Source organism: Desulfovibrio psychrotolerans (assembly GCF_013340305.1).
Classification (GTDB): Bacteria; Desulfobacterota; Desulfovibrionia; order Desulfovibrionales; family Desulfovibrionaceae; genus Halodesulfovibrio; species Halodesulfovibrio psychrotolerans.
Genome location: NZ_BLVP01000001.1, coordinates 241,295 through 265,413, shown reverse-complemented (window position 1 = coordinate 265,413; position 24,119 = coordinate 241,295). Strand labels below are relative to the sequence as shown.

The following is a 24,119-nucleotide window of genomic DNA, read 5'->3' as shown; positions in this document are numbered from 1 at the left end:
GGGTGCATGCGTCTTACGTACTGTTTTCATGTGATAGGAGCGCTGCTCGCCTCAGTTGGGCTTACCATGCTCTTCCCCATTGGATGGGCACTGTATTACCAGGATGCGGGATTGTGGCCTTTGGTTGGGGCGCTGGTTGTTTCCTGCGGTTCCGGGGCGTTGCTTTACGGGCTGACCCGCCGCAGGGATAAGCTGGTCATGAACCACCGTGAGGGTATGGCCATAGTGGCTCTGGCGTGGATTGCAGCCGGATGCGCCGGTGCATTGCCTTTTCTGTTCACGGGGATGATCCCCACGGCAACGGATGCTTTTTTTGAATCCTTCTCTGGCTTTACCACGACAGGCTCCAGCGTCCTTGCGAACATAGAAGCACTGCCGCCCAGTATACTCATGTGGCGCAGCCTTACGCATTGGCTGGGGGGGATGGGCATTATTGTGCTTTCACTGGCAATACTGCCGTTTCTGGGCGTGGGCGGTATGCAGATGTACAAGGCAGAAGTTCCCGGACCGGAACCGGATAAGCTCAAGCCCCGTATTAAGGATACTGCCATAGTCCTGTGGAAGGTCTATGTGTTCTTTTCTGCGGTGCAGTGTGCGTTATTGCTGTTGGGAGGCATGACATTGTTCGATGCAGTCTGCCATACCTTCGGCACTATGGCCACGGGCGGATATTCCACAAAGAATGCTTCAGTTGGTCATTACGACAGTGCGTACATTCACTGGGTCATCACACTGTTCATGTTCATCGCAGGGGCCAATTTTACACTGCATTACCGGGCGTTACGCGGGGACATACGTTGTTTCTGGAAAAATCCGGAGTTCCGTTTCTATACCGGCACTGTTGTTTTGTTTACCCTGCTGGTTACCGTCTGTATTTACGGCACGCAGTACGACTCCTTGTTGCAGGCGTTGCGGTTTGCGGCATTTCAGGTGGTATCTATCTGCACGACAACGGGGTTTGCCACTGCGGACTACGAACTGTGGTTGCCTTTTTCTCAGGCGCTTCTGCTTTTCCTTATGTTTTTGGGGGGATGTGCCGGTTCTACAAGTGGCGGCATAAAGTGCATGCGGGTGATGCTTTTGCTGAAGCAGGGATATCATGAACTATTTCGGCTGGTGCATCCGCATGCCGTGAAGCGCATCAAGATGGGAGGGAAAAGCGTTTCTGAGGAAGTTATAGCCGGTGTTTGGGGTTTTTTCATTCTTTTCATAGCGCTGTATATAGTCTCCGGCATGCTGCTTGCGGCATGCGGGCTGGACCTGCTTACGGCTTTTTCTGCGGTAATTGCCTGTATCGGCAATGTGGGGCCCGGTTTTGGGGCTGTGGGGCCTGCGGAGAATTTTGCGCATCTGCCGGGCATGGCTAAATGGATTCTTATGCTGTGTATGCTGCTTGGGCGCTTGGAAATATTTACTATTTTTATTCTTTTTGTTCCTGAGTTCTGGCGGAAGTAACCAGCCTTTCTTTCGTTGCGTCGGGTTATGAGTGGACGCAAACTGGACGAGGCACGGACGAAAAATGACGAAGCCCCCCGCATGTGCGGGGGGCTTTGTTCGCATGGTAATCGGGAACGAGTGAACCCGGAACGTTCCGGCATGATGCTACGGGAGCCGGTCAGGGGCTGTTGCCGGTGCGGCAAAATAATCGCGCAGCCTCAGCAGAGGAGCCTCTTATGCCCGGAGTCGCGTGTCATCCATCGGACAATTCTTAGTCGAGCTGGGACAGGAGGGTTTCCTTGATGGAGTCAATGGAGCCTTCGCCGTTCAGTTCGATGTACTTGGTCTGACCCTTGGCGGCCAGATCCTTGTAGAAGTAGGCGGCAGCAAGGGTGCCGTCCACGGTGTTGTAGTAGATGTCGTGACGCTTGCCGATGGCAGCTTCGTCCTGATCGTCTGCACGGGCGGAAAGTGCGCCGCCACAGACGCGGCAGACATCGCCGTTGGGCTTGATGGCGTCGATGAAGATGTTGTTGGGATGGTTGTTGTCGTTCTTGCAGAGGCGGCGGCCCATGATGCGGTTCTTCGCCACTTCGCGGGGAAGCAGGATTTCGATGACGTAATCCAGCTTGATGTTGGCGGCCTTGAGGGCATCGTACAGCTTTTCGGCCTGCACCATGTTGCGGGGGAAGCCGTCAAGCAGCCAGCCGTTGGGACCGGCACCCTTAAGGGTTTCCAGAACCATGGGAATGGTGATGTCGTCCGGTACCAGATCGCCACGGTCGATGTATTCCTTGGCCTTTTTGCCGAGTTCGGTGCCGCCGCCGATGTGCTGACGGAAGATGGCGCCGGATTCGATGTGGTCAAGGTTATATTTCTTCTTCACCAGAGCACCCTGAGTGCCCTTGCCGCTGCCGTTGGGTCCGAAAGTGAGAATGTTCACCTCATTCCTCCTTGTCAAATATTTCACATGCTCTTAGCGTGAACGGAGACTGACTGTCAACGGAATGCTTTGGGAAATCCTGTCTCATGAACGGGAAAAAAGAATGTTTCCACTTGTTATCGTTGCCGTTTTGCCGCCGGGGAATTGCACCGTGCTGCCGCCTTGGTTCCGTTGCCATACGGTATCGAGCCGGAGCAGGTTTTCCAGCAGGGGCTGGCCCGGTCCGAGACGTTCTACGCAACGTTTATACAGCCGTAATCTAAGGGCTTTTGATGCGCACTCCAGGTCGGATTTTGAAAGCACAATAGGTGAGGGGGCGTTGCCGGATGGGCACTGTGGCAGCGTGTCCGGATGGGGCGGTGACACGTTGGCGCAAGGCATGTTTTCTTTCTTCTCTGTAAGGACAACGGGAGAGGACGCGGGATGGGTGCTTTTTGCCGACACATCTGTTAGACAAAGTCTATGGTTTTTCATGACAGCCTGTGAAAACAGGATGTTATCGACCTGAACGGACCAGTGGTCGCTGTCTGTGCGGGCTAGCCGCCAGAGGCCTTCCATAGCGTGCAGAAAGGCCGGATTCTCCTGAAGAAAGAGGGGAAGAAGGGTTGAACGGATGCGGTTGCGCAGGTAGGCCGGGTCTGTATTGGAAGCATCTTCGCACCACGGGATGGACAGCGCGGAAAGAAAATTTTCCAGCTTGTTCCTTTTTGTCACAAGCAGGGGCCGGATTAGCCTGCGGGCGGAGCAGAAGGCATCCATGCCGCCGAGGGCGGGCCATCCTGTGCCGCGCAGCAGGCGCATGAGAATGTCCTCTGCGAGATCGTTCAGGTGGTGCGCTGTGGCAAGATAATCGCAACCGCTTTCACGGCGGGCAGATTCCAGAAAGGCGTACCGCGCGTGGCGCGCTGTTTCTTCAATGCCGGTGCCTCGCTCTGCGGACAGGACCGCTATATTCTGAGCCGCGTGGAAAAACGGTAGCTCCAGAGCTGCGCAGATTGCACGGACGTATTCCGCTTCTTGCGCCGATTCCGGCCGCAGCTGGTGGTCCAGATGGGCCACGGCAAGCCGGCAGCCCAGCCGGGGAGCGAGGCAGTGCAGAATGAGCAGCAGGGCTGTGGAGTCGCAGCCGCCGGAACAGGCGACCAAAATGCCCCGGTTTTCAAATGCTGCTGGGGCGGTCTGACCGGAATTGCAGGGGGAGAGAGAAGGGTGCCTTTGTCCCGGTCCGCAGGAAGAGAGGATGGCGGGGGCGATGTCTCCCCGCATGAACTTTTCCGCTTGCAGGCAGAGGCGTGCCAGATGAGGCGGAAGCTCCTGAAGGGAGCGAGGCAGGTTCCGGATGGGGATTTCTTGGCTCATGATGTTTGCTGCTGCCTTGCATGCCGGTTTTCCGGCGTCCCGGATGCGGCATGATACCGTATCAGACGTAAATGCCCAACTGCGCGAGCATGTCATCCAGATACTGTATCATGTGTTCCCGTAGTTCCGGAGAGGCGTAGCAGACACAATCACAGCGCAGGCGGTTGCGTGCCCGCACCAGCAGTTCCAAGCGCAGCATGTGACCGTCAATTTCCAGTGCCATGCAGTGCGGAGCGCATTCCGCGTGTTCTGACTGCGTCTGGTTGAGCATGGCTTTGGGCAGGGGCAGCCAGAACAGGTCCGGCATGGTGCCGCCCAGTTCCATGGAGTTCAGGTGGTCGCGCACGGTACGGATATTTTCCGGGGTCAGGTCTTCAATCACGTAAAGCTTCATGCATCGTCTCCTGCGGCGGTACAGGAGTGGTGGTTCCTGCGGCTTCTGTGGGCATTTTCATCCACGGGATCGTTGTCCAGATTGAACATTCTGCGTGTGATGTCTATGTAGCGCGCGCCAGCCTCTTCTTCCTCGTGTCTGCGTTTAAGAAAGCTGATGGGCTCGTGGTTGAACTTTCTTGCGGCTGCCGTAAGCGCGGCGCGCAGGATTTTTTCCGTTTCTCCGTTGGCACCGTCCAGCCGCTTCATACACCTGGCCAGTTCTTCTTCCACAATGGCTTCTGAACGGGCCACAAGGTCCACAATGGTGGGCTGCAGCTCGAGTGACCGTAACCATCTGCCGAAGGTTCTGGTTTCCTGACCTACAATTTCCCGTGCTTTCTGGGCTTCTTCCTGACGCTGGGCAAGGTTTTCTTCCACGACTTCCTTCAGGTCGTCGATGTCGTAGAGGTATACGTTGTCCAGTCCGTTCACGTCCGGGTCAATGTCGCGCGGAACGGCTATGTCTATGAAAAACATGGGGCGGTTCTTGCGTTTTTTGAGGACGTTGCGGATATCCTTGGCGCGGATGATGGCCTCGTGCGCGCCGGTGGAGGAAATGATGATGTCCACCTTTTCCAGCTGGTTGAACAGGTCGGAAAAGGGCACGGCCTCGCCGTTGAACTGGCAGGCGAGCTGCTGCCCGCGTTCAAAGGTGCGGTTGGCAACGTAGATTTTGCGGATGCCGTTGTTCAGCAGGTGGGTGGCGGCAAGTTCCGCCATTTCTCCCGCGCCGATGAGCATGGCGGAGTAGTTGCCCATGTCGCCGAAAATGCGTTTGGCAAGTTCCACCGCCGCGTAGGAGATGGAAACGGCGCTGGAGGCCACGCCTGTTTCCGTGCGCACCCGTTTGGCCACGGAAAAGGCCTTATGGAGGAGCCGGTTCAGGATGACCTTGGTGGCGTTGTGCTGCACTGCCTCGTGGTAGGCGGATTTGAGCTGGCCCAGAATCTGGGGTTCGCCCACCACCAGTGAGTCGAGGCTGGAGGCCACTGTAAACAGGTGCTGTACTGCATCCAGCCCCTTGTGCCGGTATACGTAGGGTTCCAGATCATCAAGCTTTTGGCCGCGTGCGTCCGCCCAGCAGCTGATGATATGGCTGATGACCCCGTCGCCTTCGCCGACGGCCAGAATCTCCACCCGGTTGCAGGTGGAAAGCACCATGACTTCCTTGATGCAGCCGCCTACGGGAATTACGCCTGCTTCCAGATGCTTACAGTCTGTGAGGGCGAACTTTTCACGCACCTCCACGCTGGCCGTTTTGTGATTGAGGCCGATGAGATATATATCGCGATTCTTCATGGATTACTGAATGAAGCTGTGGTGAGTGGGCATGAAAACGTTGATCCCGACAAGGGAGAAAACGCTGATGGCGAAGAGCCATATGACGGCGAGGGCTGCCTTGCGCCCGCGCCTGCCAAGGGCGAGGCGCTGATGAAAGAGCCACGCGAACATGAACCACACGAAAATGGAAACGATCTCCTTGGGGTCTGCTGAAAGCAGCCTGCCCCATGCAAGCCGTGCCCAGATGAAACCGGACGCCATGCCGATGGTGTACAGCGGGAAGCCCGCCATGACCGCTATATGATTCACCCTGTCGAAGGTGGACAGGGCGGGCATGTCCTTATCGAAATCGCTCAGCGGCTCTTTGGTCTTGATTTTGCGGTCAAGGCGCATGAAGAGCAGCCCCGCCCCGAAGGCCATGGCGAGCAGACCGAAGCTGAGGAACAGTGTGCCGATATGCAGCCCGAAGAACATGCCTGTCCATTCGGTGGGCAGAGTGCCCTGCACGCCGGTAAGGGAGAAGGAGCCTATGAACAGCAGCATGGCGAGCGGCGATGCGGTGAGTCCCAGAAAGGAATAACGCATGCGCCACCACATGTAGAAATAGATGACAAGCAGGCTCCACGAGAGGAACTGGATGTAGTAGCCCTTGGAAAGGTCGAAATCGCTGCCGACCATTTCTATGAGCAGAATGGCGGTGTGCAGGCCGAAGCCCGCCACAGCGAAGCCGTTGGAGAGCTTTTTCAGCCGGTCTTTGCGCGATACGGTGCCGGCGATGACGGTAGCGGTGCCCAATCCGTACATAAGGATGATGAGCAGGGAGAACAGCTCATGCAAGTTCATGCAGCAATGCTCCTATGTTCGTGTGCAGTTCTGCCGGTAGCAGTTCTGTAAGTATGCGTTCCGCTTCTGCGCGGTTCTTTTCCTGCAAGGCCTGTGTCAGGCCGGATTCCGCAAGGTTGCGGAACAGGGTGCTATTGTGCCGTGTCTCTTTGCCGAGCGCAAGGACCATGGGCCTGAGACGTCCCATAAGTGTGAGTATGCCTGTAAACCTGTCGCCGAGGCAGGTCTGCAGTTCCATGCGGATGCGGCGGGCAAGGGCAGGGCTGCTGCCGCCGGTTCCCAGTGCGACAAGCAGGTCGCCGTTGGCAAAGTGCGCGGGCACTACGAAGTTGCCTTCTTCCGGGGCATCTATGACATTGCACAGTACGTTATTCTCCGCGCAGGCTTTGGCCACGGCATTGTTCACCGCCCGGTTGCCTGTGCAGGCGAAGACCAGAGCGCATCCCTGCACATCGGCAGCGGTAAAGGGGCGCTGTTCATACACTGTCGCCGGGTGCTCCATGAGGAGGTTCAGTTCCGGGTCCGCTGTTTCCGAAAGCGGAAAGAGGTCAAGAACGAGCACTTCTGCAGGGTCGGCGGCAAGCAGGGAGGCGAGCTTGCGTCTGCCCACTTCTCCGGCTCCGACCACAAGGCAGCGCCTGCCGTGCAGATCGAGAAAGGTTGGATAATACCGCATGGCGCCTTATACAGTCCGCCTTTCATAAAGTAAAACATGAAAATACGTTCCGGCGGGAATCCGGTTCTGTGCCCGGCAGGGGGCAGACCTGCTTGCGAAGGGCGCTGTTATGCGGTAATCGTGCGGGAGAAATAGAAATCTGTTGTTTTTGGATGGGGCATGGCGAAATCCTTGATCATACAGCTGGCGCGGTTCGGTGACGTGCTGCAGACCAAACGGCTGGTTTGCTCTCTCCTGCAGGACGGGGGAGAGGTACACCTGTGTGTGGATGCCTCGCTTGCGGAACTTGCGCGGAGGATTTTTCCCGATGCCATGGTACACGGCATGCGGGCGCACGGCACGGTTGCGGGAGACATGACCGATGCGGCGGGCAACATGGCGCATCCCGTTCATTCGGCAGAGGCGATGATTCTTGCGGAGAACCGTGCGGTTTTTGACCGTCTGCGGGCAGAGCGTTTTGATGCCGTGTTCAACCTGAATTTTTCCGGCCTGAACTTTGCGCTTTCCGCCATGTTCGACCCAGAAACCGTGCACGGGTACCGCTATGCCGCCGGTCAGCACCTGAAAGACCGCTGGATGCGCATGGCGTTTCGCTGGACGCGGAACAGGCGCACAAGCCCTCTGAATCTCATGGACTTTTGGGGGCTGCTCGCTCCCAACCCCATCCGGCCCGAGTCGGTAAACCCCATTGCCATGCGCAAGGGGGGAGGGCTTGGTGTGGTGCTTGCCGGACGCAATTCCCGCCGCTCGCTGCCCGTGGACATGCTTGCGCGGTGCGTGCAGGCGGTTTTTGAGGCGCACGGCGGACCGAGAGTGACCCTGCTGGGCACGCGGGCGGAACTGCCCCTTGCCCGGCAACTGATGCGGCATTTTTCCGGTGCGCTGCTCAACCGCACCGAAGACCGCGTGGGACGGACGGATTATGGCGGGCTTGTGGACATGGTTTCCGGTCTGGACGTGCTGCTTACCCCGGATACCGGCACCATGCATCTGGCGGCGCATCTCGGCACCCCCGTGCAGGCGTTTTTTCTCTCCTCCGCCTGGGCGCACGAAACCGGACCGTATGGGCTTGGGCACAGAGTGTGGCAGGCGGTGCTGCAGTGTTCGCCCTGTCTTGAATCCCGCCCGTGCCCGATAGGTGTGGAGTGCCTGAAATCATTTGATGACCCGCTGTTTCACAGGATTCTGGCAGGAAAGATTGATGCCAGCTACCCCCCCGGCGTGCTCGGGCTGGTGAGTATGCTGGACGCCGTGGGCGTGACGTATCTGCCTGTTTTCGGAGAGGATGCCGCCGCTGCTGCGCGGCTTGACCAGCGGATGCTTGTGGCGGAGATGTTCGGACTTGTCGAAGACCCGGTGGTGGAAGACAATGAAGCGGCAACCGCGTTGTTAACCGAAGCGGACTGGATGCTCCCCGCGAGAGGATAGCGCGGGGCTGTGCTTATGCAGAAAACAGAGGAATGAGCGTATGACAGATACCGGCCGTACCCTTCGCGTTTTGGTGGTTCTGCCCCTGTATGGCGGGTCGCTGCCCATCGGGCGGTTTTGCGTGGAGGGATTGCGTGAATCGGGGCACATGGTGGAGGTGTTTGAAGCGCCTTCCTTTTATCCGGCCTTTTCTGCGCTCAGAGATTTGCGTGTGACCACGGACAGGCTGGAGTATCTGGAAAACAGTTTTTTGCAGGTGGTCTCTCAAGCCGTGCTGGCAAAGGTGGAAACCTTTGAGCCTGACCTGGTGCTGTGCATGGCGCAGGCTCCGCTGAACCGTCAGGCACTGAAGCGACTGCGCAAGGACGGCGTGGCCACGGCGATGTGGTTTGTGGAGGATTTCCGGCTTTTTACCTACTGGAGAGCCTTTGCCCCGTATTACGACTTTTTTGCCGTTATTCAGTATGAGCCGTTTATCAGCCAGTTGCGGGATATTGGCGTGGAGAACGCGTTGTATCTGCCCATGGCGGCACTGCCCTCGCTGCATCAGCCCATGCGGCTTTCGGCTGCGGAGCAGCGCAAATTTGGCGCTGATGTGGCGTTTCTGGGAGCCGGATACCCCAACCGGCGGGTGGCCTTCCGGCAGCTGGTGCATCTGGACTTCAAGATATGGGGAACGGAATGGGACGGTGAGCCTCTGCTGGAGAGGCATGTGCAGATGGGGGGAGCCAGGATTTCTTCAGAAGATTGCGTGAAAATTTATAACGCCACGAAAATAAACCTGAATCTGCATTCAAGCGTACGGGCCGAGGAACTGGTGAGCGGGGGCGACTTTGTAAACCCGCGCACCTTTGAACTGGCTGCCTGTGGTGCTTTTCAGCTTGTGGACAGGCGTTCGCTGATGCCTGAACTGTTTTCTGCCGGTGAGCTGGCAATGTTTTCCTCGCCGGAGGAGATGCTGGAATCCATTCATCGTTACCTTGGTGATGAAGACGCGCGGCGCGCCGTTGCGGAGAGGGGCAGGGAGCGCGTGCTGCGCGACCATACCTACGCGCGGCGTATGCAGACGCTGCTTGCCTTTATTGCCGAACGGCGCAAGGGGTGGCCGGAGGCGAAACGGCCGGACATTGCATTTGCCCCGGATATTCCCGAATCCTTGCGGGGAGAGCTGGCGGGTATGGTGGCCCGCCTGAATTTGCCTGCCGACGCTGCCTTTGCGGACGTGGTGTGGGCTATCCGGCAGCAGCAGGGCCAGCTTTCCGGCCTGGAAACGGCGGTGCTGTTTCTGGATGAATGGAAAAAGCAGTACGCACGGTCTTAGTACGCACCTCTTAGTCCGCACGGTTTTTGTCCGCACGGTCTAACTAAGCAGGATGTTTGTGCGCCCGGTCTTTATGCGCCCGGTTTGGGCAGGTTGCGTGGTGTGCCTTTTCCCTTCTGCCCGGTCATGCCGTGGCGCGTTACCGTGATTCTTCCGGTTTGTTGTTGCGGCTGAGGATAAAGAACGCCACCGTTTCCGTGAGATGCTGGGCCAGATGCGACAACTCCGAAGAGGATGCGGCAAGTTGCTCCGAGGCGGCGGCATTGCTCTGGACAACGGTATCCAGCTGCTGAATGGCTTTGTTCACCTGTTCCGCCCCTGCGTACTGTTCATTGTTCGCGGCGGAAATTTCCTGCACCAATGCCGCTGTCTGGCGGATTCCGGGGACCACATCGCGCAGCTTTTGGCCCGCTTCCTGCGCTATTTTCATGCTTTCGGACGACAGGGTTCCTATCTCTGCCGCCGCGTTGCCCGACCTTTCCGCCAGTTTGCGCACCTCTGATGCGACAACGGCAAAACCCTTGCCGTGTTCGCCCGCCCGGGCTGCCTCTATGGCGGCATTAAGGGCGAGCAGGTTGGTTTGTCTGGCTATTTCTTCCACAATGGTGATTTTTTCTGAAATGGTCTTCATGGCCGTTTCTGTCTTGTTCACGGCTTCGCCCCCCTGTTCCGCATCTGCGGCGGTACGGATGGCGATGGTTTCCGTTTTTTTGGCGTTTTCCGCATTCTGCCGTATGTTGGCGGTCATCTGCTCCACAGAGGCGGAGATTTCTTCCACTGCGGCAGCCTGACGGGTGGCTCCGTCTGAAAGGGTATTGCTGGAGGCGGAGAGTTCGCGCATGCTCACATTCAGGCTTTCTGAGGTGTGCTGCACATTGGAGACGACGCGCCCCGTCTGTCCGATCATGGTGTGCAGCGCATCGGTGAGCATGCCTATTTCATCGCGCCGCGACACTATCCTGCCTGTTTCTCCCTGTTCATCTGCGGAGCGTGGCGCAGCGGAGTTCGTGTTCAGGATGTGTTGTGCCTCTGCAAGATTGCCTGCCGCCACCGAACGGGCGCTGTTTATGCTGAGGGTGAGGGGGCTGAGAATGCGCCTGAGCAGGATATAGAGAATGCCTCCTGTTGCCAGTATGGCCAGCATGAGACAGCTTGCCTGAATGGTGAGGAGGACGCGGATTTTTGCTTCTGCCTTTGCCTGCAGAAGGGAGACGGCCGTGTTCAGCGTTCCCAGCACCTTGTCGCTGGAAGAGGAGAGCTGGCGCGCTGCCTGCGTGTCGCCTGAAAGAGCTGCTTCCAGAAGGGATTTGTATGCATTCCACAGATCTGCGCCTGTTCTGAACTGTGCGGCCACATCTGCCGGAGGAACGGGCAGCCTGCCGTGCGGGCCTTGCGGATTGAGTGTGAGCGGGGCTGTGCCGCCTTCTGTAAGGGCACGAAGGGATGTCTCGAAAACGTGCATGGCGGTTCTGATGTGCTGTTCTGTGGTGGGTTTGTCTTCCGAGTGCTGCATGCCGAGCACATCTTTGGCTATCTTTTGGGTGAGCATGCGCTGGCGACCGGCAAGGTTGATAGCCAGTCCGTCATCCTGCTGGCTGCTGCTAACCAGAACGGTACCCGCAAACATTATGACAATGATCAAGAAAAGCAGGCATACAGGCGCGATGATCTGAAATTTTATGCTCATGTCCGGCTCCGCAGAATAGTGGGTGGGGGTATGACTGATTATAGTATGCCACGCCACGTAGTGCAAACATGATATGTTACATTACAAACGATAATACCCCGTCCTGCCGGAGCGGGACGGGGTATGGAGAAACATGCGGAGGGTGGGGCTCAGGCAGTGATCTGCGTGCCGCTGCCCTTGTCTGTGAAGAGTTCCAGAAGGACTGAGTTCTCTACTCTGCCGTCTATGATGACAGCCTTTTCCACGCCTTCTTCCAGTGCTTCCAGACAGCATTTGACCTTGGGGATCATGCCGCCCTGCAGAACGCCCTGCTCAAAAAGGGCGTGCACCTGCCGCACGGTGAGGGAGGGGATGAGTTCTTTGTTTTTATCCAGAATGCCCGCAACGTCTGTGAGCAGCATGAGGCGCTTTGCCTTAAGGGCGGCGGCCACGGCACCGGCTACGGCGTCGGCGTTTATGTTGTAGGTGGCACCTTCATCATCGACACCCACGGGGGCGATGACCGGGATGTATCCATCCCGTTCCAGCGAGCGCAGCAGAGAGGTTTCTACCCCCACCACCTCGCCGACCTTGCCGAGGTCGATGATCTCCGGAGTGCGCTTGAAGCCTTCTACCACCATCTCCATCTTGCGGGCGCGGATGAGGCGTCCATCTTTGCCGGAAAGCCCCACGGCCTTGCAGCCCGCCAGATTGAGCAGGTTGACGATTTCTTTGTTCACCTTGCCCACGAGCACCATTTCCACCACGTCCATGGTGGCGTCATCGGTTATGCGCAGGCCTTCGCGGAAGTGGCTCTGTATGTTCAGGGCTTCCAGCATGCGGCCTATCTGCGGGCCGCCGCCATGCACGATGACGGGGTTTATGCCCACATATTTGAGCAGCACGATGTTCAGGGCAAAGGCGCGTCCGAGCGCCTCATCCTTCATGGCGTGTCCGCCGTATTTTATGACCACTGTCTCGCCGTGAAACTGGCGCATGTAGGGCAGGGATTCTATGAGAACCCGTGATTTGAGTTTGTCTTTTTCGTGCTGGTCCATGCGGTTTGCTCCGGGAATGCGGGGGTTGGTGCCGGGTTAGAGGATGTAGCGGCTCAGGTCTCTGTCTTCGCGCACATCGGCCAGTTGCGCCTGCACGAAGGTGCGGTCTATGACCAGCGTGTCGCCGGAGCGGTCCGGGGCTTCGAAGGAGATGTCCGCCAGAATGCGTTCCAGAATGGTATACAGGCGGCGCGCGCCGATGTTTTCCGTTTCCTGATTGGTCAGTTCGGCAAACGAGGCGATTTCTTCCAGACCGTCTTCCGTAAAGTCTATGCCCACGCCTTCTGTGGCGAGCAGAGCCTTGTATTGCACGGTAAGCGCGTTGCGCGGTTCTTTGAGGATGCGCAGGAATTCGTCTTTTCCCAGAGCGGACAGCTCCGTACGCAGGGGGAAACGCCCCTGCAGTTCCGGGATGAGGTCCGAAGGCTTGGAGTAGTGGAATGCCCCGGCTCCGATGAAGAGGATGTGGTCGGTGCGTACCATGCCGTACTTGGTGTTTACCACGCAGCCTTCCACAATGGGCAGCAGGTCGCGCTGCACGCCTTCACGCGAGATGTCGGCTGTTTTTCCGCCGTGCTGGGCGCTGGCTATCTTGTCTATCTCGTCCACGAAGATAATGCCAGTCTGCTCCACGCGCTCGCGGGCCATTTCGGCCACTTTGTCGTGGTCTATGAGGCGGGCGGCTTCCTGCTCTATGAGCAGGGCAAAGGCATCGCCCACGCGCATGCGGCGACGCTTGCGCTGGGCGGGAAACGCCTTGCTGAAGATATCCTTGAACTGGGAGCCTATCTCTTCCATGCCCGGAATGGTCATGACTTCCATATGCGGGCCGCTCTGCATTTCCACTTCCATGTCCACTTCGCGGTCGTCCAGCTTGCCCTGCCGGAAGAGCTGGCGCATCTTTTCACGGGTGTTGTCCGTGGTGGCGGCGGAAGGAGCGGAAGGAGAGGACGGGGAGGAATAGGCGGAAGGTTCGTATGTGGGAGCAGGCTGGTGCCGGGAGCCGGGCAGAAGAAGATCGAGCAGGCTTTCTTCCGCATTGGCTTCTGCCTGCACGCGGACGCGCTCTGTTTCTTCTTCGCGCACCAGCGAGATGCCCAGTTCCATGAGGTCGCGGACCATGGATTCCACATCGCGGCCCACATAGCCCACTTCGGTGAACTTGGTGGCTTCGACCTTCACAAAGGGCGAGGCGGAAAGCTTGGCGAGGCGTCTGGCAATTTCTGTCTTGCCCACGCCGGTGGGGCCCATCATGATGATGTTTTTGGGGGCTATCTCGTCCCGCAGGGCGGGTTCTATCTGCTGGCGGCGCCACCTGTTGCGCATGGCAACGGCCACCATGCGTTTGGCGTCCTTCTGGCCGATAATGTACTTATCCAGTTCCGATACGATTTCCCTTGGGGTAAGCGCACTCATGCGTTCTCCTGAATGGCGTGGCTATGGATTGCGGGCGGGGGGATAGTAGCAGCGGGAGGGCCGAAAGCCAATGGAAAATGCGGGCGCGGCCCGGTAAGCCCGGAGCGCGCCCGCGTAATGCTTATTGGTATGTTCGGCTCATGTGCGGCAGGAGGCGGCCTGCGTTATTTGCTTATGGGGATGGTGAGGAACTGAACCGCACCCCGGCGCTTGAACTGCAGCATGATGGCACCGCGGGGCTCGCCTTCTTCCTTGAGGATTTTCTGGAATTCTTCCACGGAATGTATCGGCTTGAGGTTCGCCTGAACGATCACATCGCCGGGACGGATACCCGCTGCGGCTGCGGGCAGCTTCTGGTCCACCTCGGTGACGAGAATGCCTTCCACCGCATCCAGCCCAAGGGCCTTGGCTTCATCTGCTGTGACGGGGCGCAGTTTGATGCCCAGCACGGCAACGGTGACATCGCCGGAGGGTTGCTGCTCAGGCGACTTTGCCATTTCTGCACTCCGTTCCCCGAGGGTGATGGAAATGACGCGGGTTTTTCCGTCGCGGATGATGGTGAGCCGTGCATTCTGCCCGGGGGGCAGGTCTGCGATGGCGTGAATGAGCTCACTGGAGGAGGAGATGGTGCTGTCGTTCACCTTGACGATGACATCGCCGTTACGCACGCCGGCTTTGTCTGCGGGCTGGCCGGGAACCACGCCGGCCACGAAGGCGCCTTTGGTATCCTTAAGGCCCAGAGCCTTGGCGGTGTTTTCGTCAAAGTCGGTGATGTTTACGCCTATCCAGCCGCGGCTGACCTTCTTTTCCGTCTGCAACTGATTGATGATGTTCTTGGCCATGGAGCTGGGGATGGCGAAGCCGATACCCTGACCGCGGGCGATGATGGCGGTGTTTATGCCGACCACCTCGCCTTTGCCGTTGATGAGCGGGCCGCCGGAGTTGCCGGGGTTGATGGAGGCATCGGTCTGGATAAAGTTATCAAAAGGACCGGAACGGATATTGCGGCCTTTGGCACTGACAATGCCTGCCGTGACGGTGTGGTCCAGACCGAAGGGGTTGCCGATGGCCATGACCCATTCACCCACTTCCAGCGCATCGGAATCGCCGAAGCTGATGTAGGGCAGGTTCTGCTTCGGTTCCACCTTGAGCAGGGCGAGGTCTGTTTCCGGGTCGGTGCCGATGACGGTGGCGATGTAGGAATCACCGGCGGTACTCTTTCCTTCCACATTCACGCGGACGACATCGGCCTGTTCCACCACATGGAAGTTGGTCACCACATAGCCGTCTGCCGAGATGATGAAGCCGGAGCCGAGGGAGCGTTCTTTGCGCTGCTGGGGTTCGCCGCCGCGCCTGTTGAAGAACTGGTCGAACTGTTCGAAAAATTCGTCAAAGAGAGGGCCGCGCGGATGGTTGCGGAAGAGGTCTTGCAGGCCTTGCGGTCCGGAGATTTCCACAGTTTTTTCCGTGCTTATGTTCACAACGGCAGGGCCCGCCTTTTTTGCCAGTGCGGTAAAGTCCGGCAGTTCGGCCGCCATGACGGAAACGGCCATGAACAGCGTGAAAAGGGGGGCAAAAGCGACAATACGTGCTGAGGTTCGTTTCATTGAAGATTCTCCTTGAGAATTCTGCTGAATGGGGTGCTGTGGCAGAAACTCTGACCCTTCCATAATAGGCTGTTTTCATGGCATGTAAACCGTATGGAACGCAAAAAAGGCCGGGTATGAACCCGGCCTTTACGATAACCTGTTTGAAGATATGACTTATTTGTTTTTCAAGGCATTCTTCAGGGCGGCACCCAGCGTATTCTCGAAAGCAGGAGCATCGCTGCCTGCCACCGGGCCTTTTTCGGCCCTGGGCTTGCGATATTCCTTCCACGAGGTGTCTTCGGCCGTTTCCACGCCCACGGGGGCGAGGGTGATCTTGCGTTCCTGTGCCCGAATCTGAGCCACAGTTACCTGCAAGGTGTCGCCGGGCTTGGCGTTATCCAGATTGGCGGCCTTGGGGGCCTTAGCCATATTGGATTTGGGCATGAGCCCGGTTACGCCGGGAGCAAGGGCGATGAACAGGCCGAATTCGGTACGGGATTCGACTTTGCCCTCAAGGGTGGCCCCTACGGAGAACTGTTCCACCACGCCGGACCACGGATCGCCTTCTGCTTCCTTCATGCTCAGGGAGACGCGCTGCTGGGCAAGGTCAATTCCCTTAACCTTCACGGTGACGGTATCGCCCACTGCGACCATATCGCCGGGCTTGTGCACACGCTTGGTGTAGGACATTTCCGAGACGTGCACCAGGCCGTCTATGCCGGGAAGCACTTCCACGAAAGCCCCGAAGTTGGTCAGGCGTACGACCTTGCCTTCGCGGATTTCTCCTTCCGTCAGTGCATCGGCCACGCGGGCCCACGGATTTTCCGTCACCTGACGGGCAGAAAGGGAAATGCGCAGCTGGCCCTTTTTGTCCGTTTCTATGGAGAGGATTTTGGCGCGTACGATGTCGCCTTCGCTCACGGCTTCATCCGGGGCACCAATGCGGGACCATGAGAGCTCGGAGACGTGGATGAGGCCTTCCACTCCGGGCATGATTTCCGCAAAGGCACCGAAGGGGGCAAGGCGGACGATCTTGGTGTCCACTACAGACCCTTCCTGCATCTGGGCCATGAATTCGGCGCGCTTGGCTTCCTGTTCCAGTTCCAGCAGAGCGCGGCGCGAAACGACCACGTTGCGCCCGTGCTGCTCGAACTTGATGATGAGGAACTGGAAGGATTTGCCCACAAACTCCTCGGCGTTCTCCACAAAGCGGGTGTCTATCTGGCTGACAGGGCAGAACGCGCGGCGCTTGAGTACGTCCACGTCATAGCCGCCCTTGCGGGTGGCAACGACCCGGCCTTCCACGGGGAGCTTGGTCTTGTAGGCGTCTTCAAGGAGGGCTGCGCCGCCGACTCCGGCAAGCGCCTTGGACAGGCGGATTTCCTGAGCACCGGCGGCCATGACGTAGAGTTCCACCTCTTCGCCTTCCTTGACGGAAAGTTCGCCGTTATCGTCCAGAAACTCGCTGCGTTCGGCAACGCCGTCCACCTTGGTGCCGGTGTCCACGAACACGCTGTCAGCGGTTATGCTGATGACTGTGCCCTTGATGCGGTCGCCCACCTTTAGGGTTTCTCCCATCGAGCCCGTGTAGGCATCCAGCATCGCTTCAAAATTTTCTTCAGCGCCCATCTGGCGGCTGTCATCGGAACCGGCCATCCAGTTCTCCTTGAAACATCATGAGTTGAGGTTAATGGAAATCGTTTACGGGCTATATCCCTCATCCGTTCCAGAAGCAAGCCGGAAAACGGGAAATGTGCAGGTTGCCAGCCGCAGAAAGCCGTGGCATGCTGCGCGCACCGATATTACAACCAAGGAGTATTCCTGATGGCAACCGCCAAAGCACGTCACATTCTTGTTGATTCCGAAGACGCATGTAACGAACTGAAGTCCCGCATCGTCGCCGGTGAGGACTTTGCCGAAATGGCACGGCAGTATTCCAAATGTCCTTCCGGCCGCCGTGGCGGCGAGTTGGGCGCGTTCCGCCCCGGGCAGATGGTGCCTGAATTTGATCACGTCTGTTTTAATGAAGCGGTGGGCGAGGTGCACGGCCCCGTGCGCACGCAGTTCGGTTTTCATCTTGTGGAAGTGACCGAGCGCAACGATTAAGGCTTTTTATAGGGGTATCGGCCTGTGCGGCCTGACATGGCAAAGGAGCTTGCCGGCTCGGGGATGTTTTTTTTGCAGCATCCCGGACAGACGCCGCCCTTTGCACATGGCAACAGCCGCATGATACGGGTTGCTGATTCCCCTTGTGTATCCGGCTGCGACCTGTCGCAGCCTTTTTTTGGTGCCGGAAACGACCGGACCCCGCTGGTGGGCGGGGTCCGGTCGTGGTTTTTCCTGTGGGTGCGAAAAACTACTGTGCCGTGCCGCCGTGCATGAACTTTACGGAGACTATTTCATATTCGACGCGCCCCTTCGGGGCGTCCACCACCACCTCATCCCCGGCCTTTCTGCCGAGCAGAGCTTTGGCCACGGGCGACTGAACGGAAATGCTGCCGCTGGTGTAGTCCGCTTCGTCCGGACCGAGCAGGGTGTATTCCTTCCGCTCTCCGGTCTCCACGTTTTCAAACATGACGGTGGCCCCGAAAACCGCCTTTTCTCCGCCCATCATGGCGGGATCGACAACATGCAGATGCGGCATGCGCGATTCTATGTGGCGTATGCGTTTTTCAAGCATGGTCTGCCGTTCAAGAGCCGTGTCGTAGGCCGTGTTTTTTGAGACGTCGCCCTCTTCACGGGCTTCGCGTATGGCCTGCAGAACGACAGGGCGTTCCTTCTTGAGGGCTTCCAGCTCCAGCTTCAGCCGTATGAATCCCTGAGGGGAGATGGGAATGGTCTGCATTGTCTTTCTCCTTTGTAACTCCTTATGTGTTGGGAATATTCCCGGTTTGGCGCAAATGTGCGCTATGGCCGCCGCTCTGTTTTGGAGAGGGCCGAAAAAAAAGACCCCGCTGTTGTAGCGGGGTCCGTTGCTTTCAGATCCGTTGTCCGGTCATCAGGCTTCGGATGCGTTCCCGCTATTGAATTCTATGGAAAGTATTTCGTATTCGATGCGTCCCTTGGGGGCGTTAACAACTACCTCGTCACCCACTTCTTTGCCGAGCAGTGCCTTGGCAACAGGGGAGAGGATGGAAATGCTGCCGTTGTTGAAGTCCGCCTCGTCCGGGCCGAGCAGGGTGTAGGTCTTGCGCTCGCCTGTTTCCATATCTTCTACGGTGACGGTGGCACCGAAAATGGCCTTATGGCCACCCATGGTGCTGCGGTCGATGACGTTGAATTTAGGCATGCGGGATTCAATGTAGTTGATACGTGCCTCAAGCAAGCCCTGCCGTTCGCGCGCTGCATCGTAGCCGGCGTTTTCCGAAAGGTCGCCCTCTTCGCGGGCTTCCTTAATGGCTTGAATAACGGCGGGGCGTTCCTTCTTCAGGGCTTCCAGTTCGCGTTCAAGCTTTTTGAAACCTTCAACGGAAATCGGAATAGTATCCATTCGTTCGTTTCCTTGCATTCGTTCTTGGTCCGGGTGTTTTCCGGGATGGAGTAGCCGGGCGGTGTGCCGGCATCTGCAGAAGGGCAGGCATGGGGGTCGGTTAAGGACTACACCCGCTGAAAGGCTTGGGTAAGTCATTGTGCGCACTTGGTCAAGACCGGAATTTGCCGCAAGGGCAGTGATTACGCATAAAAAAGTAATTTGCCCATTCCCATCTAGTGAAAATATTTGTATAAGAATGACAAGCCCCTGAAGGTGGCTTCGCCAAGCCTTTTGTGCAGAACATTCTTAGACTGGCGACTCTGTTCCGGAACGTAGATCCGCAAGAAGGAGGATTGGGATATGCCCAACTTCAAGAATTGGAAAAGCCAGCAGCTACAGAGACTCCGGATGGACAGCGAACGTATGTTCGACCGCCTGTGCGCAGACTTTGGGCTGCCTTCCGTATGCCGCCCCCTGCTGGAAGACCCGAACCTTTCCATGACCGATACGCGTGACAGCGTGGTTGTGGAAGCCGTGTTGCCGGGAATGAAACCGGAAGAGATATCCATCTTTGTGGAAGAGGATATTCTGGTGGTACGCTGCGAACACCATGCGTCATGCGCAGAGGCAAGCGGAGCCAGCGTTTTTGAACAGCGGTTCCGGCTGCCCTGCAAGGTGCGGGCGGAAGACGTGAAAGCGGAATTTGACGGAGAAAAGCTGTCTATAACCATGCCTAAATGCAAACGTCCGGAAATGCGGCGCATTCCGGTTGTATTTGTCAACAGCCGGTAACCTGCGAGGAGGAAATCATGACTGACATACGCGAAGCCGCAAAGGTTCCGGTGGATAGCCTGCGTTGGAAGCTTGCGCCCGGAAGCCTTCACTTTACCACCACTGACGAACTGGAAGTGCAGACAGACATAATAGGTCAGGACCGGGGTGTGGATGCCTTCAGGTTCGGCATGGGCATGGATGCCAAGGGCTACAACATTTTCGTCACGGGCGCAGCCCATGTGGGCAAGCTTGCGGTGGTGAAGCGACTGCTGGAAAATTCCACACGCAAGCAGGAAACTCCCGATGATGTTTGCTACGTCAATAATTTTAAGACGCCTGAGGAGCCCATTCTGCTGCGGTTTGTGGCCGGAAACGGTACGAAGTTCAAGGCTGCGGTAGATAAATTTTTGGAAAGAATAAAGAGAGATGTGCCCCAGCTGTTTGAAAGCCAGGAGTACATAAACAGCAAGAACCTGATTATTGAGGAACACGACAAGAAGACGCGCGAATTCTTCAAGGGACTTGAAGAACGGGTGAAGGATGCCGGTTTTGTGATGGTGAACATGCAGATGGGCAATGTGCAGCGCCCCGACATTGTTCCCATTGTGGACGGTGAGCCCGTGCACTTGCTCAAACTTGAAGAACTGATGGAGAAGGGCAGGTTCCCCAAGGAGGAGTTTGCCCAGTTGCAGGAAAAGTACAAGGAGCTGAAGGAAGAGATAGATGCAATCTTCCTTGATGTGCGCGCCCTGCAAAAGGAAGTGAAGCGTAAGAGTGAAGATGTGGACAAGCTCATGTTTATGAATATTGCCCGCGAGCTTGCCCAACCTCTGCGCAACGGGTGGCGGGATCAGGAAAAGGTGGAAAAGTTTGTGGACGCCATGCTGGAAGATATGGCTGACAATCTGGATGCCCTTAAATCCATGGGGCAGCCGCAGCAGGGACCCATGGGAATGACTTTTCCCGGTGCATCGGCAGATGCCGTGCTGCACCCCTACGGCGTGAACCTGCTGGTGGATAACAGTGAAAGCGAAGGACCGCCCGTTATCGTGGAGTCCCACCCCACATACCGCAACCTTTTCGGTTCCATAGAACGAGTTATGGACCGCAACGGGCTGTGGCGCACGGACTATAAAAAGATTAACGCAGGGTCGTTCATCAAGGCGAACGGGGGGTATCTGGTTCTCAATCTCATGGACGCCATCATGGAGCCCGGTGTCTGGCAGACACTGAAACGTGCACTGAAGACCTCGGAGATTGAGATTCAGACCTTTGACCCGTACTACCTGCTGACCACCACAGCCCTGAAGCCGGAACCCATTGCCATGGAAGTGAAGGTGGTTGTTCTGGCGACACCGAACCTGTACCACATGCTGCGCTATTACGATGACGATGTGGACAGGATATTCAAGGTGCGTGCGGACTTTGAAACGTCCATGAACCGAGATGACAAGGCCGTGCAGGACATAAGCCGCCTTGTAAAGACCTTTGCGGAAGACAGAAAACTCATGGCCTTTCATGCCGATGCCGTGGCGGCGCTGCTGGAGCACGGCGTCCGGCTGGCTGGCAGGCAGGAGAAGATTTCCACCTCCTTCCCCATTCTCAGCGATATCATGGAAGAGGCCAACTTCCTTGCCCGCGAGTCCGGGAGCGACGCGGTGCGGGGCGAGCACGTGCGCAATGCCGTGGAGGCGCGCATCTACCGCAGCAACCAGATAGAAGACAGGCTGCAGGAGATGATTGACCGGGGCAGCGTGTTCATAGACACCGAAGGCGAAGTGGCGGGCCAGATAAACGGTCTTGCCGTCTACTCGCTGGGCGATTACTCGTTCGGCAAGCCTGCGCGCATTACCTGCGCCACGTCCATAGGCAAGGAAGGTATCATCAATATTGAGCGGGAGGCGGACATGTCCGGCTCTACGCACAACAAGGGCATGCTTATTCTCAGCGGGTATTTGCGGAAGAACTTTGCACAGAACAAGCCGCTCACGCTTGCTGCCTCTATTGCCTTTGAACAGTCGTATGGCGGCATAGACGGCGATTCCGCCTCGTCCACGGAGCTGTATGCGCTGCTTTCCAGTCTTGCGGAGGTTCCCATCCGGCAGGGGATAGCCGTTACCGGCTCCGTGAACCAGAAGGGCGAGGTTCAGCCCATAGGGGGCGTGAACGAAAAGATAGAGGGCTTTTTCAAGGTGTGTCGCCAACGCGGGCTGACCGGCGATCAGGGCGTGATGATTCCCAAGGCCAATGTCAAGGATCTGATGCTCAGGGACGAAGTGGTGCAGGCGGTGGAAGAAGGGAAGTTCCACGTATGGGCTGTTTCGCATGTTAATGAGGGTATTGAGATTCTGACCGGGCGTGCTGCCGGGGAACGTCAGCCGGATGGGGCGTATCCTTCCGGAACCGTGAACGCCCTTGTGGACGAGAAGCTGCTGGCCCTTGCAGAAGGGTTGCGGGATTTTGCCAAAAAGAAGAACGGTGACCGGAAAGCTGACGCCGAAAATGATGAGTAAGCAAACTGAGGGATGTGAGGGGCCGCTCACGCGGCCCCTTTTTCCCGTGATTGCATATGGTTGGGTGTGCAATCAATGCCCGGGGGCAAAAAAAAACTTTCACAAAGCGTTATTTTTGGACTAGAAGGGTGGGGCTTATGTAGGGGAAATACATAAAGCGATGGGAATCCTGCACGTTACGGCTCGTACTCTGTTTCACAAGAACCCGTTGCGGAAAGGCATGCAGCTTGCGGCCTTTTTTTCTTGTGGTACATTGCACGCGGGTATCGGGCGATTCTTTCGTTAACCCTTCTACCTGTAAGGAGATGACTAATGGGCAAGTCTACTTCTTTGGGCAGGGTGGAAGTTGTGCTGACCAAACCGAACGGAGAGCGTATCGAAGTGGAGGTTGGCGAGAACGGCATGGTCTACATTGATGTCGAAACCGACAGACGGTGTACCATGAACGTGGCACAGCAGTGGGCTGAATTATCTGATGAACACCGCCAGAAGGCGAGTATGTTCATCAGGAGTATTCAACAGAATCTTGAAGGCCTGCTGACGAATTGACTTCCATTGCACACACGAAGAAGGTCCGCATCCGGCATCGGAAGCGGGCCTTTCGCTTTTGCAGGGTCACAGGAAGAGCCGCGTTACCATGTGCAGGCGTAGGTGTGCTCGGACAGGGGGAGGATGTCGCGCGAGAGGGGCTTTAAATCGTTGTACCGGCGTATGGAACAGGTGGCGCAGAAGACCGCAGGATACTGGCAGTTCAGGCAGAGCGGTACAAATTCCAGACAGGGGTGTTCCCGGTGGGCGGCAATGCCGGTCGTTTGTGGCCGGATGCCGAGAATGCAGTCTTGCAGGTGGAATGCGCAACCGTTGCAAGGGCCGTGTGGCTGGTGGGTGTTTTTCATGTCTTGCCTCCTGACACGTGGGGAAAAGAGCCTACACAGTACCACAGTTTCCGGCACAGGCAAGATGAGAGCGGGGGCAGGTGAAAATTATACAGCCGCTAACTCCGGGTTTCGAGGCTGTCGTGTGGGTGCTGTGATTGGTTTCAGCAGGTTGGGCAGTGCCGGGAGCCGGGCTTGTTTATTCACGACAAGCGGGGTTCGGAATTTTTGTCGTTGTACCTACCTGCCAGGTAGGATATGCTTGGGGTAAGGGCGTAAACAGTGTGTTTTTTGTACTTATTCTGGTCTGTGAGTGTTAACAAACAGCCGGAGTAAGCCGCCGACTGGTCTGGGCGGACGTGGTTGCCCCGCAAGGGGCAGGTTGTACCGGAGGGCCATGATGCGGACTGTGCGCCGTATGAACAGTAAAAAACAGTATGATAACAGGAGGGGTTAGATGCGATTGCTTACAAACAGCCGCTATGGGACAAGGCTTTTGCTTGATATCGCCGTGCACGGGAGAGATGAGCCCGTACTCATGCGCGATTCCGCAAAGCGGCTGGGCATCTCGCAGAAGTATTTGGAAAAGATTGCGAGGCAGTTGAAGAACGGGGGGTATGTCAAGACCCGCCGGGGGCCCAACGGAGGACACATGATGGCGGTTGATCCTGCAACGATCACTGTCGGCGAAGTGGTGCGCCTGCTGGAAGGGGGAACCGATCTTGTAGGCTGCGGCAAGGATGCTGCTTCGTGCACGCATGCGCCGGGGTGCCTGACCCGCCTTTTGTGGAAGGAGGCAAGCCTTGCCATGTATGCGCATCTGGACAAATTTTGCTTTGGTGAGCTGGTGAACTACACGGAAAAGGGCGTGAAGTTTGGCGACTATTGCGTGCGCACCATCACGGAGCACCCGGACATGAGGCGGGAGGTTCCCGCCGGTGCCCGATGTGAGTTGGAAGCAGTGACGCTGACAGGGCTGGAAGATTATTGAGAGAACGCATCGGCTGCGGTGACCACGCTGGGCTTTAAAGCG

Annotated in this window: 21 protein-coding genes and 2 pseudogenes; 8 read left to right on the top strand and 15 right to left on the bottom strand. The window is 57.3% G+C overall.

Annotation, left to right across the window (positions count from 1 at the left end):
* Positions 1-6 precede the first annotated feature (6 nt).
* Positions 7-1,455 (top strand): TrkH family potassium uptake protein, encoded by a 1,449-nt coding sequence (locus tag HUV26_RS01180; protein ID WP_174408267.1) that lies wholly within the window; start codon positions 7-9, stop codon positions 1,453-1,455.
* A gap of 253 nt (positions 1,456-1,708) precedes the next feature.
* On the opposite strand, the gene HUV26_RS01175 is transcribed toward HUV26_RS01180, so the two are convergent.
* From HUV26_RS01175 to HUV26_RS01150, 6 genes are all read right to left on the bottom strand, one after another.
* Positions 1,709-2,380, bottom strand: a complete 672-nt coding sequence (locus tag HUV26_RS01175) for an adenylate kinase (RefSeq protein WP_174408266.1) — start codon at positions 2,378-2,380, stop codon at positions 1,709-1,711.
* Between the two features lie 84 nt (positions 2,381-2,464).
* Positions 2,465-3,739 (bottom strand): tRNA lysidine(34) synthetase TilS, encoded by a 1,275-nt coding sequence (gene tilS / locus HUV26_RS01170; RefSeq protein WP_174408265.1) that lies wholly within the window; start codon positions 3,737-3,739, stop codon positions 2,465-2,467.
* A gap of 61 nt (positions 3,740-3,800) precedes the next feature.
* The gene (locus HUV26_RS01165; RefSeq protein ID WP_174408264.1) at positions 3,801-4,133 is read right to left on the bottom strand and encodes a hypothetical protein; all 333 of its coding nucleotides are present in this window, start codon (positions 4,131-4,133) and stop codon (positions 3,801-3,803) included.
* The gene (hemA, locus tag HUV26_RS01160; RefSeq protein ID WP_174408263.1) at positions 4,130-5,473 is read right to left on the bottom strand and encodes a glutamyl-tRNA reductase; all 1,344 of its coding nucleotides are present in this window, start codon (positions 5,471-5,473) and stop codon (positions 4,130-4,132) included. Before hemA ends, HUV26_RS01165 begins: the two co-directional genes overlap by 4 nt.
* Positions 5,474-5,476: 3 nt before the next feature.
* On the bottom strand, positions 5,477-6,298 hold the full coding sequence (locus HUV26_RS01155) for a cytochrome C assembly family protein (protein WP_174408262.1): 822 nt from the start codon (positions 6,296-6,298) through the stop codon (positions 5,477-5,479).
* Positions 6,285-6,974, bottom strand: coding sequence for a precorrin-2 dehydrogenase/sirohydrochlorin ferrochelatase family protein (locus tag HUV26_RS01150; protein WP_174408261.1), 690 nt, complete (start codon positions 6,972-6,974; stop codon positions 6,285-6,287). Before HUV26_RS01150 ends, HUV26_RS01155 begins: the two co-directional genes overlap by 14 nt.
* Before the next feature lie 159 nt (positions 6,975-7,133).
* On the opposite strand from HUV26_RS01150, the gene HUV26_RS01145 reads away from it, so the two are divergent.
* Positions 7,134-8,402 carry a glycosyltransferase family 9 protein gene (locus HUV26_RS01145; protein ID WP_174408260.1) on the top strand — a complete coding sequence of 423 codons (1,269 nt, stop codon included), beginning with the start codon at positions 7,134-7,136 and terminating at the stop codon, positions 8,400-8,402.
* Between the two features lie 40 nt (positions 8,403-8,442).
* Positions 8,443-9,723 carry a CgeB family protein gene (locus HUV26_RS01140; protein ID WP_174408259.1) on the top strand — a complete coding sequence of 427 codons (1,281 nt, stop codon included), beginning with the start codon at positions 8,443-8,445 and terminating at the stop codon, positions 9,721-9,723.
* Positions 9,724-9,895: 172 nt separating this feature from the next.
* On the opposite strand, the pseudogene HUV26_RS17045 reads toward HUV26_RS01140, so the two are convergent.
* The 6 genes and pseudogenes from HUV26_RS17045 to HUV26_RS01115 form a co-directional block, all read right to left on the bottom strand.
* Positions 9,896-10,597: pseudogene (locus HUV26_RS17045) on the bottom strand (methyl-accepting chemotaxis protein); the annotation flags it as partial.
* 396 nt (positions 10,598-10,993) lie between these two features.
* Positions 10,994-11,350, bottom strand: a pseudogene (locus HUV26_RS17040) (type IV pili methyl-accepting chemotaxis transducer N-terminal domain-containing protein); the annotation flags it as partial.
* A gap of 209 nt (positions 11,351-11,559) precedes the next feature.
* Positions 11,560-12,447, bottom strand: coding sequence for an acetylglutamate kinase (argB, locus tag HUV26_RS01130; protein WP_174408257.1), 888 nt, complete (start codon positions 12,445-12,447; stop codon positions 11,560-11,562).
* A gap of 36 nt (positions 12,448-12,483) precedes the next feature.
* Positions 12,484-13,863 carry an ATP-dependent protease ATPase subunit HslU gene (hslU, locus tag HUV26_RS01125; protein WP_174408256.1) on the bottom strand — a complete coding sequence of 460 codons (1,380 nt, stop codon included), beginning with the start codon at positions 13,861-13,863 and terminating at the stop codon, positions 12,484-12,486.
* A 164-nt stretch (positions 13,864-14,027) separates the two neighbouring features.
* Positions 14,028-15,470 (bottom strand): DegQ family serine endoprotease, encoded by a 1,443-nt coding sequence (locus tag HUV26_RS01120; RefSeq protein WP_174408255.1) that lies wholly within the window; start codon positions 15,468-15,470, stop codon positions 14,028-14,030.
* A gap of 156 nt (positions 15,471-15,626) precedes the next feature.
* Positions 15,627-17,108, bottom strand: a complete 1,482-nt coding sequence (locus HUV26_RS01115; protein WP_174408254.1) for a 30S ribosomal protein S1 — start codon at positions 17,106-17,108, stop codon at positions 15,627-15,629.
* Positions 17,109-17,276: 168 nt separating this feature from the next.
* Between HUV26_RS01115 and HUV26_RS01110 the strand changes: the two genes are divergently transcribed.
* Positions 17,277-17,558, top strand: coding sequence for a peptidylprolyl isomerase (locus tag HUV26_RS01110; RefSeq protein WP_174408253.1), 282 nt, complete (start codon positions 17,277-17,279; stop codon positions 17,556-17,558).
* A gap of 250 nt (positions 17,559-17,808) precedes the next feature.
* Here the strand turns inward: HUV26_RS01110 and greA (HUV26_RS01105) are convergent, their stop codons facing one another.
* Complete coding sequence (greA, locus tag HUV26_RS01105) at positions 17,809-18,297, bottom strand: transcription elongation factor GreA (RefSeq protein ID WP_174408252.1); 489 nt, start codon at positions 18,295-18,297, stop codon at positions 17,809-17,811.
* 153 nt (positions 18,298-18,450) lie between these two features.
* Positions 18,451-18,942 carry a transcription elongation factor GreA gene (gene greA, locus HUV26_RS01100; RefSeq protein WP_174408251.1) on the bottom strand — a complete coding sequence of 164 codons (492 nt, stop codon included), beginning with the start codon at positions 18,940-18,942 and terminating at the stop codon, positions 18,451-18,453.
* Between the two features lie 342 nt (positions 18,943-19,284).
* Here greA (HUV26_RS01100) and HUV26_RS01095 point away from each other — a divergent pair, with 342 nt between their 5' ends.
* The 3 genes from HUV26_RS01095 to HUV26_RS01085 all read left to right on the top strand — a co-directional run bounded on the left by HUV26_RS01095 (position 19,285) and on the right by HUV26_RS01085 (position 22,760).
* On the top strand, positions 19,285-19,716 hold the full coding sequence (locus HUV26_RS01095; protein WP_174408250.1) for an Hsp20/alpha crystallin family protein: 432 nt from the start codon (positions 19,285-19,287) through the stop codon (positions 19,714-19,716).
* A 17-nt stretch (positions 19,717-19,733) separates the two neighbouring features.
* Positions 19,734-22,211 carry a Lon protease family protein gene (locus HUV26_RS01090; RefSeq protein WP_174408249.1) on the top strand — a complete coding sequence of 826 codons (2,478 nt, stop codon included), beginning with the start codon at positions 19,734-19,736 and terminating at the stop codon, positions 22,209-22,211.
* A gap of 312 nt (positions 22,212-22,523) precedes the next feature.
* The gene (locus HUV26_RS01085; RefSeq protein WP_174408248.1) at positions 22,524-22,760 is read left to right on the top strand and encodes a hypothetical protein; all 237 of its coding nucleotides are present in this window, start codon (positions 22,524-22,526) and stop codon (positions 22,758-22,760) included.
* An 83-nt stretch (positions 22,761-22,843) separates the two neighbouring features.
* Here the strand turns inward: HUV26_RS01085 and HUV26_RS01080 are convergent, their stop codons facing one another.
* Complete coding sequence (locus HUV26_RS01080) at positions 22,844-23,107, bottom strand: hypothetical protein (protein ID WP_174408247.1); 264 nt, start codon at positions 23,105-23,107, stop codon at positions 22,844-22,846.
* A 436-nt stretch (positions 23,108-23,543) separates the two neighbouring features.
* Between HUV26_RS01080 and HUV26_RS01075 the strand changes: the two genes are divergently transcribed.
* Positions 23,544-24,077 carry an RrF2 family transcriptional regulator gene (locus HUV26_RS01075; protein ID WP_174408246.1) on the top strand — a complete coding sequence of 178 codons (534 nt, stop codon included), beginning with the start codon at positions 23,544-23,546 and terminating at the stop codon, positions 24,075-24,077.
* Positions 24,078-24,119: the final 42 nt, after the last annotated feature.

What these genes read in the sequence shown, in the direction of transcription:
- HUV26_RS01140 (WP_174408259.1), top strand. Translation starts at nt 8,443, where the DNA reads ATGACAGATACCGGCCGTACCCTTCGCGTTTTGGTGGTTCTGCCCCTG.
- HUV26_RS01150 (WP_174408261.1), bottom strand. Translation starts at nt 6,974, where the DNA reads ATGCGGTATTATCCAACCTTTCTCGATCTGCACGGCAGGCGCTGCCTT.
- hslU (WP_174408256.1), bottom strand. Translation starts at nt 13,863, where the DNA reads ATGAGTGCGCTTACCCCAAGGGAAATCGTATCGGAACTGGATAAGTAC.
- HUV26_RS01145 (WP_174408260.1), top strand. Translation starts at nt 7,134, where the DNA reads ATGGCGAAATCCTTGATCATACAGCTGGCGCGGTTCGGTGACGTGCTG.
- HUV26_RS01075 (WP_174408246.1), top strand. Translation starts at nt 23,544, where the DNA reads ATGCGATTGCTTACAAACAGCCGCTATGGGACAAGGCTTTTGCTTGAT.
- HUV26_RS01085 (WP_174408248.1), top strand. Translation starts at nt 22,524, where the DNA reads ATGGGCAAGTCTACTTCTTTGGGCAGGGTGGAAGTTGTGCTGACCAAA.
- argB (WP_174408257.1), bottom strand. Translation starts at nt 12,447, where the DNA reads ATGGACCAGCACGAAAAAGACAAACTCAAATCACGGGTTCTCATAGAA.
- HUV26_RS01180 (WP_174408267.1), top strand. Translation starts at nt 7, where the DNA reads ATGCGTCTTACGTACTGTTTTCATGTGATAGGAGCGCTGCTCGCCTCA.
- HUV26_RS01165 (WP_174408264.1), bottom strand. Translation starts at nt 4,133, where the DNA reads ATGAAGCTTTACGTGATTGAAGACCTGACCCCGGAAAATATCCGTACC.
- HUV26_RS01080 (WP_174408247.1), bottom strand. Translation starts at nt 23,107, where the DNA reads ATGAAAAACACCCACCAGCCACACGGCCCTTGCAACGGTTGCGCATTC.
- HUV26_RS01120 (WP_174408255.1), bottom strand. Translation starts at nt 15,470, where the DNA reads ATGAAACGAACCTCAGCACGTATTGTCGCTTTTGCCCCCCTTTTCACG.
- HUV26_RS01155 (WP_174408262.1), bottom strand. Translation starts at nt 6,298, where the DNA reads ATGAACTTGCATGAGCTGTTCTCCCTGCTCATCATCCTTATGTACGGA.
- greA (WP_174408252.1), bottom strand. Translation starts at nt 18,297, where the DNA reads ATGCAGACCATTCCCATCTCCCCTCAGGGATTCATACGGCTGAAGCTG.
- HUV26_RS01095 (WP_174408250.1), top strand. Translation starts at nt 19,285, where the DNA reads ATGCCCAACTTCAAGAATTGGAAAAGCCAGCAGCTACAGAGACTCCGG.
- greA (WP_174408251.1), bottom strand. Translation starts at nt 18,942, where the DNA reads ATGGATACTATTCCGATTTCCGTTGAAGGTTTCAAAAAGCTTGAACGC.
- HUV26_RS01090 (WP_174408249.1), top strand. Translation starts at nt 19,734, where the DNA reads ATGACTGACATACGCGAAGCCGCAAAGGTTCCGGTGGATAGCCTGCGT.
- tilS (WP_174408265.1), bottom strand. Translation starts at nt 3,739, where the DNA reads ATGAGCCAAGAAATCCCCATCCGGAACCTGCCTCGCTCCCTTCAGGAG.
- HUV26_RS01110 (WP_174408253.1), top strand. Translation starts at nt 17,277, where the DNA reads ATGGCAACCGCCAAAGCACGTCACATTCTTGTTGATTCCGAAGACGCA.
- HUV26_RS01115 (WP_174408254.1), bottom strand. Translation starts at nt 17,108, where the DNA reads ATGGCCGGTTCCGATGACAGCCGCCAGATGGGCGCTGAAGAAAATTTT.
- hemA (WP_174408263.1), bottom strand. Translation starts at nt 5,473, where the DNA reads ATGAAGAATCGCGATATATATCTCATCGGCCTCAATCACAAAACGGCC.